Here is an 11,821-nt window from a genome sequence, read left to right as displayed (position 1 = left end):
TAAGTAGCTAGGCATAAGTAAACTTAAAACCTAGAAGAGCATACCGCCCGCATAGCGGGCGGTATGCTCGCTGGTTTTGGTTTTTAATTATGCCGAACTACTTATTAGATTTTCTACCTAGCGCAAGCACTGTATCAGAAATCTGATACCATGAATGACTTTAATCTCTCCATTTACCTCATTTAACTGCGCTGTCGCTATGACTGATGTTAATAATCCATCAAACGTTGAATCGCCAGAGACCTATCTCCAATTTGGCGATCGCTATCGTGGCTCTGGTAATCTGCCCCTCGCGCTCAAAAATTATCAACGCGCTCTCGCTGTCGCTCCCGACTTTGCACCTGCCCACGAACGTATTGGTGGAATTTATCAGCAGCAGGGAGATATGATGGAGGCGATCGCTAGCTATAGCAAGGCGATCCAATTCGATCCGCAATTGTTAGAGGCTCAATTGGGATTAGGGAATACCTATCAACAGATGGGATGGGCGGAGCTAGCGATCGCCCATTTTCAGAAAGCCCTCGAATATCACCCCGAACGTTTTTTGGCGGAATATCATTGCAAGCTAGGGGATAATCTGAAGGATAGAGGCAAAATCAGCGAAGCGATCGCCAGCTACGAACGCGCGATCGCCCAAAATCCCGACAATATCGATGGTTATCGGGCGATCGCCCAAATCCATTTGCAGCAAAATGCCACTGAAGCAGTTAGCGCTATTTACGAACTTGCCGAGAATCATAATTCGGATCTGCTGCAAGCTAAAGACTATAATGCCTTGGGCGTAGCCTATTTGCTCAAAATTAGTTCCATTTTCACCGAAGAAGAAGCGATCAAAGCGGATTTAGAAGGTAAAGCGATCGCCTGCTTTGAGAAGGCAATTCAGATCAATCCAGCCTATGCCGATGCCCATTGCAATCTCGGCAATACCTTCCTTCGCAAAGACCAAATCAAAGATGCGATCATATCTTACAAAGAAGCGATCGATATCGACCCTAGCTTTGCCCAACCCTACTTTAATCTCGGAATTATTTTAAATAATCTAGGTAAAATCGACGAAGCGATCGCCTGTTTCCAATCGGCGATCGAACTCTCCCCTGATTGGATCGAAGCCCATCAATACCTCGGTCAAATCCTCGCGAGAGGAGTCTAATCAAAAAGGAACTGGTATTTGCAAACGAATTTCCTCCAGCGATCGCGGATGGGTGAAGGTTAACTCCCGTGCATGGAGATGTAAGCGATCGGTCGCAATCTGACAGCCATATAGGCGATCGCCTAAAATTGTGAGCCCCAATCCACGCGGATCGGCAGCGTGAACGCGCAGTTGATGTGTCCGTCCCGTTAAGGGGATAAATTCAATTCTTGCGTAATTATTTTGATTACTGACTTGATTACTGACCTGATTACTGACCTGATTACAGAGCAGCCGAAATTCAGTCAAACTTGGTTTCCCTCTCGCAAAATCCACCTGCTGGTAGGGGCGATTTTCGGGATTGCCCCACAATGGCAAATCGATCATCCCGCATTTTTGGGTACATTCTCCTGATAGTAATGCTTCATAAACCTTACGCACTTGCCGCTGTTGAAATTGCATCTGGAGATGTCGCAATGAATCCAGATCGCGAGCTAATAATAGGATTCCTGAAGTTTGGCGATCGAGTCGATGCACTGGGTAAAGAGACGCACGATCTCTAAAATCGCTAAAATATTGGTGTAGGCGACTGAGAACGCTATCTTGAGTATCGAGATAGCGCCCAGGGACTGATAGCAGCCCCTCAGGTTTGGCGATCCCTATTAGATACTCATCCTCATACATAATGGGAAGTTCTACTTCGATTTTTCCCGATTTAATCGATTTAAAGCTAGATTTAAGACTAGATTTAAGACTGGATTGACATCGTATTTTTTCTTCGCTCTCATCCTCAACAGAGATTGCATCCTCTCCTATTCCTTCAAAAGCGTTACGATTCCTTCCCGATAGCAAAAATCCCATTAAAGGTTGACACCTCTCGACACAAGCGCCATAAAACTCTCCCTGCATCTTATAACCATCGGGGGCAGGACTTCCCCACCAAAACTCCGCTAGGGCGATCGGGGTCAGATGATGGATGGCAGCATAGTGCAATAATTTAGGGGCGCAACAATCGCCTGTGCCCGTGGGCATAGCTCCTTCGGTAATTAGTTCCTTTAGCGATCGCGTTTCCCCTGCAAAATTAGTCAAGACATAGGCCTGATGCATTTGATTCTGCAAAGTGCGCGAGAGTTCGCGGCGTTCCTGTTTGAGATTTTGCATCTGGTTATCCGCAAGCTCGATCGCCTGTTTGAGGGTCAATAGAGCCAGATCGCGATCGCGCTTGAAATTGCGCCTTTCCATTTTTTCAATTTGACTCGCTCGATCTAAAGCAGATCGGTCTGCGATATCTTGCTGTCTTTCGATCTGTCGTTGTTGCTTGGAAATTTGATGCCGCTCTCGCATCATTTCAAACTGGGCGGCATATTCCTGCGATTGCCGTTCGTATTCCCCACGTTCGGCAATCTGACTCAAGTCAATTAATTCTTGTTTGATTTTTGCCAATCGATGGAGCGTAATTGATTCGGCGATCGCAACCCTTTCCCTGCCAGCAATAGGGGGAACCCATCCTGCAATCTCACCTTTTCCATTGAGCAAGCCAGAGAAGGCTTTGAGAATCAATCTTTCTCCTGTTGATGATTCCGCAATTAACACTCCATACATTTTGCCTTCGCTGCGATCGCGACTGCGCCCAAGGGATTGCATGAGATCTCTTGCGATCGCTTCCGCCTCTAAAGTCCTCGGCAATCGCAATATTTCACCACTATAGGGACAGATCCCCTCGTACCAATAGGTGATAGCTCGATCGAGATCCGAACCAAGTATCATGACAGAAGCATCTAATATTTTGCCAGCGCCAATTTCGCCATGAGTCACCCTAGCAACCCTTTCCTTAATCTTAACTACGAACCCGCGATCGAGTCTTTAGCAGACTATCACGATGTCGTTACCGCCGCCGAATATCCGATGCATAAATTGCGATGGCGTAACGATGATGTTTTGCCGATTTTAGGACTCGCCCCATCGCAGGTTAGCGATGATGACTTTATTGAAGCTTTTGGTCATTTTCGCGCTGTGCGCTCCTTCCTTGCCCTCCGCTATCACGGCTATCAATTTGGTGAATATAATCCCCAACTCGGTGATGGACGCGGATTTATCTATGGACAGGTGCGCGGAGTTGATGGCGAACTCTATGACTTCGGCACTAAAGGTTCTGGCAGAACCCCCTATTCCCGCACCGCTGATGGACGGCTCACCCTCAAAGGCGGAGTAAGGGAAATTATTGCCTCGGAAGCCCTCCATCGCATGGGTGTAAAGACCTCGCGTTGTTTCAGCCTCGTCGAAACAGGAGAAGACCTATGGCGTGGTGACGAACCATCACCCACCCGATCTTCCGTCATGGTGAGGTTTTCGCGATCGCATATTCGCTTTGGTACCTTTGAACGCCTCAAATGGATCGGTCGGACTGACCTTACCCGCAAATTGCTAGATCATGTTCTCCAAATCTACTATCCGCAGTTCTGGGGAAAAGAAAATCAGGACGGCATTTTCTATTTAGAATTAGTCGAACGAGTGGCAACTCTCTGCGCTCAATGGATGGCGGTGGGATTCTGTCACGCCGTTCTTAATACCGATAATATGTCGATTACGGGGGAGAGCTTTGACTATGGACCTTTTGCCTTTATTCCCACCTACGATCCGAGATTTACCGCCGCCTATTTTGACTATGCGGGACGCTACAGCTATGCCAATCAACCTGCCGCTTGCTATTGGAATCTCGAAAAGCTGCAAGATCCGCTCGGTATGGTCGTCGATAAGAACGATATGCAAGCATCATTACTGAAGTTTAAAGACTTCTATCGCCTTGCCTATTGTGAAATGATGTTGAAGCGATTAGGATTTAGGATGCTCTCCGAACCTGAAACTGAAGATCTGATCGGCGCAACCTTAGAATTGTTGTCCAACGTCCAAGCGATCGGCTACAACCAATTCTTTGTGAAACTTCGCCAATCTTTTCAACCCAATTGGCGCGAAGATGTTCGCCATATTTTTCCTAATCCTGATTGGGAAATTACGGAAGAACAAGCCCCATTATTAGAAAAATGGCGCGTCGTTTACCATCAATTATTAATCCGTCAGCCGATTGCGGAAATGGAAAATATTGCCCAACAACTTAAGACCGCGAATCCATCCATAATTTTTCTACGTCCGAAAATTGAAGAGGTTTGGGAGCGGATTACCTTGGATGATGATTGGCAGCCTTTGTATGATGCGATCGCCCAATTAAAAGAATAATGCTCATGACATCTTGTTGAAACCAATCAAAACCGAAAAGATTAGTGGCGGAGCGGAGCGCCGCCACTAATCTTTTCGGTTTTATAGCTATCGCCAAATGCACTAGGACATAAACCCCAAGAATTGCTTGGCGGCGCGAAGCGCCGCCAAGCAATTCTTGGGGTTATCGACTTTCCACGGGAGAGGGAAATATGAATTAATACGAAAGTCGTTGCTTAAGACTTTCGGCGATTTTCGTTCCCAAATATTCAGGAATTAGGTTTTCGTTAGGACCTAATAAATATAAAATCAATCTTGTGCGTCCGCGCCACACTAATAAATTGGCATTTACTACCAACAGATCCTCCTGCCAAATCGCATTCATCACCTTATAAAATAATCCTGGTTGGCTGTCCGCCTCTACCAATAGCGCAGGTAAATGAAATACGCGATCGACATAAAAATTTGTTTCAACTTTTTTTAAGCCACTATCAAGGTTAAATTCCAAGGCTAGCATCTCTTCCACCTCAAAACGCCCCAAGAGTGTTTCTTTGATTGCCTTACGAACATTCTCGGCAGTCTTCTGGGGCAGTGCTTTTCCTCCCCGCGAGATCACTAGTTTGATAAACACCAGCATCGGTGTATGAATCTGTCCGTAAAGACTGAGACTATGAATTGTTAAACCATAGGCAGCAAGTACCCCAAAAATATCACTTAATAAAAATGACTGATTTCGATAGGCAAAATAAAGTACGCTCTTGCTGCTTTCCGATCTGAGTTCAATTACAGCTTCCTTAGTTTGATAAAGTTGGTAAGCCAAACGCAAATTTTGCAGTTGAATATCACTACTTACAAACTGCTCGTAAAACTGAGGAAAGCTCATATTAAAGCGTTTCAGTAATTCGATCGTTGAGGTTTTTAGCCCAAACGTCATTGCCAACCTCCCGATCGCTCACAAATGCACTTCATTATCCCGAAGATCGAACAAAAGATCGCCCCCCATATTGCCTTAGGTGCGACAAACTGCCTTAGATGCCCATAACTTGAAATTGGCGCAATCAGATTAAACATTGCTTGTTTCAAAAATAAAAAAATGAAAGAAATAATAAAGTAAGTGGGCTTAATTAAATATAAAACCCTAAAACCTGCGGCGCACGCGCAGCTTGCGCCGCAGGTTTTAGCTCTGGATTTTAATTATGCTGAGGTACTTATATAAATGCACTTATAAATGCACTTAAGTCGCTACTTAAAACCTAGAAGAGAGTAGCGCCTGCTTTGCGGGCGTTACTCTCTCTAGTTTTGGTTTGTAATTATATGGTTACTGGTAACTCAGGAAGATTTTAAGGATGGATACTTGGGAAAGCTTACGCATGGCGGGTAAAACCCTAGCAGCTAATCGTTTGCGAAGTACATTAACAATGCTGGGTATCATCATCGGTAATGCCTCAGTGATTTTGATGGTTGGGGTCGGTCAGGGCGCACAAAAGTATGCATCTCAGCAATTTCAATCCCTCGGTACGGATGTAATTTTCGTGATCACTGGTACGGATAATGCGCGTCGTAATGTAATTGCTCCGCCCAATCGGTTAGTACTGGCTGATGCCGATGCGATCGCTACCCAAGTCCCCACCGTTCGCAGTGTCGCGCCCCAGATTAATGGTTCAGAGCTGGCGATCGCTGGCAACAATACCAAACGGGCTACCCTAATCGGTACGACCGCAAGCTACACGGTTGTTCGGAATGCAGATGTGAGTTCGGGGAGATTTTTTAATGAAGAGGATACCAAGCGAAATGCAAGGGTGATTGCCTTAGGGGCGGCGATCGCGAAGGATCTGTTTCCGCAGGGTAGTGCCCTCGGACAGACAGTAAGAATGCGCGGCACCAGCTACGAAGTTATCGGGATCATGGCTGAAAAAGGCGCGTTTCTCGGAACCAATCAAGACGACACGATTTTCATGCCGATTACCACTATGTCCAGCCGATTGACGGGTAAAACCTCGCCCTACGGTGTTGCCGTCGCTGTAATTAATGTTTCGGCAACTAGCAACGATAATGTTAGTGCCGCTCAATTCCAAATCGCAAACCTCTTACGTCTGCGCCATCGTACTTCCGATATTAATGCTGACGATACTTTTACCATTCGCACGCAGCAGGATGCCCTAGAAATTGTCGGTAATATTACCAGTGCCTTGACGATCATGCTGGCGGCGATCGCAGGGATTTCCCTATTGGTGGGCGGCATTGGCATTATGAATATCATGCTGGTATCCGTTACCGAGCGCACGAGTGAGATCGGGCTTCGTAAAGCGATCGGGGCTTCTCCTAGCGACATTTTGACTCAATTTACGATCGAGGCGGTCATTTTGTCATTATTGGGCGGAGCGATCGGAACGGGCATTGGCGTTGGTGGCATTCTCCTCATTGCCGCAGTTTCCCCCCTGCAAGCTGGGGTATCCATCGGCGCAATTTGTCTCGCCGTGGGCGTATCGGGGGGCATTGGTCTGTTTTTTGGCATCTTTCCCGCTCGCCAAGCTGCCAAGCTCGATCCAATTGTGGCTCTGCGCAGTATCTAACCATGAGTCTTTAGCTTTGAGCCTGTATTGATTTGAAGATTTACGCATTTACAAGCATTTACAAAAGAGAAAGAAATCATGATAACTACCAATGCGATCGCTCCTATCTCTTCAACTGCTGAATCTAGAAGAGAAATCGTCCGTTTAAATAATGTCTGTAAGTATTATGGTCAAAACGATACCTTGGTCAGAGCCTTAGAAGATGTCAGCTTTGTGATTAAGGAAAGAGAATATTGTGCGATTATGGGAGCCTCTGGCTCGGGCAAATCTACCTGTATGAATATCATTGGTTGTCTCGACAGTAGTACATCGGGACAATATTTTTTGGATGAGCAAGATGTCTCCCATATGGAAGAACGCGATTTGGCAAAGGTTCGCAATCTCAAAATCGGCTTTATCTTTCAGCAATATCACCTCTTACCGCAACTTTCGGCGATGGAAAATGTGATGTTGCCGATGGCCTATGCTAATGTTCCCAATCGGGAACAGAAGGAACGGGCGGTAGCCGCTCTCGAAAGGGTAGCGATGGGGCATCGCTTAAATAATCGTCCTAACCAAATGTCGGGCGGACAACAGCAACGGGTAGCGATCGCGAGAGCGATCGTTAATAATCCTGTAATGTTGCTAGCCGATGAACCCACTGGGGCGCTTGATTCGCATACGACTCAGGAAGTAATGGAACTATTTGGGGAGTTGAATGCTAGCGGGATTACAGTAGTCATGGTTACCCATGAAGCGGATGTCGCTCGCAATAGTCAGCGGATCATTCTCTTTCGCGACGGTCAGATCCTCAACGATCGCCTATCTCCCGAAGATCTATAACTGTAGTCTGTAGAAGAGAAGTTTGGCGCTTTGCGCCAAACTTCTCTTCTTGGGTTTTGATTTTTTCCTAACTTATAGCTATATTCACTTAAGTCAGGACATCAAACCCAATAGAGAGTTGCGGCGCGAAGCGCCGCAACTCTCTATTGGGTTTGATGACTATAGCTATATTTCTAACAAGCTTCAGCTTCTAATACGCCACGGAGAGTTGACAAACCTTTTTTGAGCTGACGGGAAATCGTAACAGCACTAACTCCCAACATTTTCGCTACTTCTCTTTGAGGTAGATCTTCAATAAATACAAATTCGACAATTTCTCTTGTACGTTGTTCTAATAGGGATAAGGCTTGTTGCAAACGGAACTTCTCATCTTGCTGCATTTGCATATTGCTCTTAGGATCGGCAACGAGATCGCCAATGGAAGCAGAATCATCTTCCTCAGAACGGATGGGCGCATCTAAACTCAGGGGAGCGCGATTTTGGTAGGCGAGTTTTGTCTCTTGCCATTCGTTCAGGCTAACTCCTAAAGCATTGGCAACTTCCCTTGCAGATGGTTCTCTTTGCAAAGTATTACGGAGCTTTTGCATGACGCGCACTGATTGCTGTTGCAAATCCAGACAGCGACGGGGGATACGTACCGAAGAATTCTTGTCCCTTAAATAATGCTGAATTTCGCCGCGAATGTAACGGACGGCAAAGGAACTAAAGGCATAACCCCGATTTAATTCAAAACGCTCTAAGGCTCCAATTAAGCCCATCGACCCCACCTGCAACAAATCATCATAGATTTCTGAGTGACGATCTGCCCAAAAGGTTACTTCTTTTTTGACTAGTCCGATATTTAAACGTACGAGGCGATCGCGCAAATATGCTGATGGGGCTTTGCGATATTGATTGAGTAGTTCGAGGGTCGTGGTTTTGTCTGCTGCCGAAAACTCACGAACTTTGTGAGTATGAATGCTGCCTGACAGGTTAGAAATATTAGATTTAACGGCGAAGGTTGCAGTAGTCATAGTTTTGCCTTGAACTAATCAAGCCCATTAATCAAGTCATTTAAGAAAGTTACTTGTTCGATGAGATTAGATTAGTGCTTGGCAGGGCGATCGGTCACCTTTCAGGTTGTTAGGGATTAGTAAATATCTAAATTGCTAACACCTAACAGTGTGTTAGGTGTGATATGGCTACCGCCAACTGCATCAGGATATAAAACCCAAGATCGTGTTGCCGCGCGGAGCGCGGCAACACGATCTTGGGTTTTAATTCTGTCCTAACAAGACTGGCGGTAGCTATGGCTGTCGCCAATTGTACTTGGCGTAAACCCCAAGAATTGAGTGGCGGCGCGAAGCGCCACCACTCAATTCTTGGCTTTCTAAACTTTAGGTAACTTATATTGAGCGACGATCCGCTTGGCAAATTCGGGCACATGGGCTTCTAGCTTCTTGGGATAATTGCGCCGAACGTAGAGAAAGTTGCGGACAAAGTGGGAATCGATGGAAAATCTGCCATATTCCAAGCCCTTAGGCCCCACCTTATTGACGACGAAACTAATGATCCAAGCCAACCAGATGGGAAGGGTCATGGCATTATCATAGGCGGAGATGCCCTGTTGCACTGCTGCACGGCGATCGCCTTGGGAAATTACGGGTTGCACTTGCAATTGATCCTTGATTAGTTCCAGCATCTCTTTGCCAGTTTCATTACGGACGACAATCCATTGCCAGCCAAAAGTTGCGCCCATATAGCCCACTACGATATCGGCAAGCGCATTGGTATAGTCAAAGCAAGTCATACAGGAAGGGGCAAAGACATCCTTAAGTTCCTTCGTATTCAGTCCAAAAAAAGGTACCTGTTCGGTCGAGCCATCGGAATGCTTGAAATGGACGTTAAAGTCTTGCATAAATTCATAATGCACGACGGTTTCAGGCGAGCGACTAGTAGTATCGAGAAATTTCTGTAAGCCCGATCGCGTCACATTGTCAGTACAGGGTGTGCCCAATATATAGAGCTTTTCTAAACCGAGCTTACTCTCAACCGTGCGTAAAGCCTGTATTTGGCAACCGACCCCGATCGCCAATAGCCTTTTCATGCCCGATTGCTCGATCTGCTCTAATACGGAGAGATTGGGAGAAAGTGTGGGCTTATTGACCCTAGCCGCTAATATTTCTTCACGATTACGGGCGATTACAGGCTGGGGGGTAAAGCGATCGCTGGTACTGGATTGCACGCAGATGACACCTTCAACTAAGCCCCGTTCTAGCATGGCGATCGCTAGACTCGATACAATTCCCGTCCATTGCGCTCCCTCAATGGGTTCCGTTTTACGGGCGGCAACCATTTCTTGATGTACGCCAAAATATAGTTCTTGCTCGTTATCGAGATGGCGCGATCGACCGTGGGACTGAGTTTCTAGCTCATCAATATGTTGTGTAATAAACGCGCAAGCATCTTTGACATAGTGGATGTAATGGGTATCACAGAGCCCGCACTCACTGCATAACTCTTTTGCGGGGCGGCGTTGGGTATCTGCAAGCCCTTTTGCCCTGCGATGGGATGGAACGACGGACATTTTGGTATTTGTTACTAGATGGATCTACCTAGATCATATCTTTTTTGGGTTATGGGCGATCTCAGCTACAGGGGAATCGAGATACAGAGGTTCGTGCCTTCATTTTCTTGGCTTTGAATATTGAGGTTGCCACCATAAAACTCGACTAAGGTTTTCGCTAAACATAACCCTAGCCCCAATCCTTGCTGCTCATAAAATTGGCGATTGAACTGGATAAATGCCCCAACATTGGCAATCTGGACAGTACTCATTCCTCGCCCGAAATCTTGGATTTTCAATATCCATACCTTCTCGCTAACCTTACTGCTGATATAAACCTTACTGCCCTTGGAAGAATATTTAAAAGCATTGTCAATCAATTCTCCCACGATCTTCGCCAAATCCTCCGATGAAATTGCCAGTTCAGTCTCGGTGAGATCCATCTCTAGGTCACTTGAACGACCGTACATTTTTGCCTTACGATCGCCTACCACGGTGATGGTAAGGTGGCTACTACAGGGATATATCGATGTGAATTTGGATTGACCTTGCGATCGCATAACGATCAAACGGCTATAGAGTAAATAGTTTTGGATGAGTCGGTAGAGACGTTCTGCCGAATGGTGAATTCCCTCAGAATATTCGTAAACCTCCGCAGGAAGTAGCTCTTCGCTTTGAAGCATCATTAATTCTGACAATCCCATGATCCCCGATAGTGGAGTCTGTAATTCATGGGGCAGAGAGAGGGTAATACTCGTTCGCAAAGCTTCTAGCTTTTCCTCTATATGACGATCGATCGCTTTTTGCTTGTTAAGACGGACAGAAATTGCTTCGAGTAGATCGTCTTTGGTACAGGGCTTTTCTAAATAGTCATCCGCCCCCAACATCATTCCTTTACGATTGCTTCGACGATCCATCATCGAAGTCAAAAATAGAAAAGGAATCATACTTAGTTCTTTATCTTGACGTAATTGTTGGAGGACTTCATAACCATTGAGTATTGGCATCATGACATCGCAAAGAATTAAATCAGGTGGTCTTTGCCTTGCAAGAGTTAATCCTTCAGCCCCATTTTCAGCAGTGATTACGTCAAATCCTTCCAAGGAAAGCAGATCTTCAAGAGAATCGCGAATTAAGTCTTCATCTTCGATGACCAATATGCATATCATGGGTTAGTTTAGTTTGGTTTTGGGTCTGGTTTGGTTTTTAGTCTATTTCTAATCTATTTTTTACTTTATAACTATAGTCAAGTAAGTTATGAGTAGCTATACCAATTCACTGAAGTGAGCCAACAGTTCAGTGAATTAAAAAACAAACCCCTAACTCTAAAATATAGCAACGTAAGGTTTGATAAAACCCCAAATATGAGTGGCGGACGAAGCTCCGCTACTCATATTTGGGGTTTTATGTCCTAGCTATCTCTTACGTTGCTACTCCCTTCCCGCTATAAAATTAGACATTAAAAACCAAGAATTAGCGTTGCGGCGCTTTGCGCCGCAACGTCTAACTTTTCACTGGGAAGGGAGTATATAAGTAAGT

At 45.7% G+C, this 11,821-nt stretch carries 9 protein-coding genes; 4 read left to right on the top strand and 5 right to left on the bottom strand.

Going from position 1 to position 11,821, the window contains the following annotated elements; all coding sequences use genetic code 11:
- The first annotated feature begins 199 nt into the window (after positions 1-199).
- Positions 200-1,150, top strand: coding sequence for a tetratricopeptide repeat protein (locus tag AC805_RS22675; protein ID WP_197278820.1), 951 nt, complete (start codon positions 200-202; stop codon positions 1,148-1,150).
- Here the strand turns inward: AC805_RS22675 and AC805_RS22670 are convergent, their stop codons facing one another.
- The gene (locus tag AC805_RS22670) at positions 1,151-2,896 is read right to left on the bottom strand and encodes an RluA family pseudouridine synthase (protein ID WP_055077511.1); all 1,746 of its coding nucleotides are present in this window, start codon (positions 2,894-2,896) and stop codon (positions 1,151-1,153) included.
- 39 nt (positions 2,897-2,935) lie between these two features.
- Here AC805_RS22670 and AC805_RS22665 point away from each other — a divergent pair, with 39 nt between their 5' ends.
- Complete coding sequence (locus AC805_RS22665) at positions 2,936-4,363, top strand: YdiU family protein (protein ID WP_055077509.1); 1,428 nt, start codon at positions 2,936-2,938, stop codon at positions 4,361-4,363.
- Between the two features lie 196 nt (positions 4,364-4,559).
- Here the strand turns inward: AC805_RS22665 and AC805_RS22660 are convergent, their stop codons facing one another.
- On the bottom strand, positions 4,560-5,276 hold the full coding sequence (locus tag AC805_RS22660) for a hypothetical protein (RefSeq protein WP_009627613.1): 717 nt from the start codon (positions 5,274-5,276) through the stop codon (positions 4,560-4,562).
- A 412-nt stretch (positions 5,277-5,688) separates the two neighbouring features.
- Here AC805_RS22660 and AC805_RS22655 point away from each other — a divergent pair, with 412 nt between their 5' ends.
- Complete coding sequence (locus AC805_RS22655) at positions 5,689-6,915, top strand: ABC transporter permease (RefSeq protein ID WP_055077508.1); 1,227 nt, start codon at positions 5,689-5,691, stop codon at positions 6,913-6,915.
- A 78-nt stretch (positions 6,916-6,993) separates the two neighbouring features.
- A complete protein-coding gene (locus AC805_RS22650; RefSeq protein ID WP_055077507.1) occupies positions 6,994-7,737 on the top strand; it encodes an ABC transporter ATP-binding protein in 744 nt (247 codons plus the stop codon).
- 173 nt (positions 7,738-7,910) lie between these two features.
- On the opposite strand, the gene AC805_RS22645 is transcribed toward AC805_RS22650, so the two are convergent.
- The 3 genes from AC805_RS22645 to AC805_RS22635 form a co-directional block, all read right to left on the bottom strand.
- The gene (locus tag AC805_RS22645; RefSeq protein ID WP_009629445.1) at positions 7,911-8,750 is read right to left on the bottom strand and encodes a sigma-70 family RNA polymerase sigma factor; all 840 of its coding nucleotides are present in this window, start codon (positions 8,748-8,750) and stop codon (positions 7,911-7,913) included.
- A 356-nt stretch (positions 8,751-9,106) separates the two neighbouring features.
- Positions 9,107-10,303 carry a Coenzyme F420 hydrogenase/dehydrogenase, beta subunit C-terminal domain gene (locus AC805_RS22640; protein WP_055077506.1) on the bottom strand — a complete coding sequence of 399 codons (1,197 nt, stop codon included), beginning with the start codon at positions 10,301-10,303 and terminating at the stop codon, positions 9,107-9,109.
- Positions 10,304-10,368: 65 nt separating this feature from the next.
- Positions 10,369-11,451 carry a hybrid sensor histidine kinase/response regulator gene (locus AC805_RS22635; RefSeq protein WP_055077505.1) on the bottom strand — a complete coding sequence of 361 codons (1,083 nt, stop codon included), beginning with the start codon at positions 11,449-11,451 and terminating at the stop codon, positions 10,369-10,371.
- Between the last annotated feature and the right edge of the window lie 370 nt (positions 11,452-11,821).

Source organism: Pseudanabaena sp. 'Roaring Creek' (assembly GCF_001402795.1).
Taxonomy (GTDB): domain Bacteria; phylum Cyanobacteriota; class Cyanobacteriia; order Pseudanabaenales; family Pseudanabaenaceae; genus Pseudanabaena.
The sequence above is the reverse complement of the archived record's forward strand: the minus strand, read 5'-3'. Positions and strand labels throughout refer to the sequence as shown.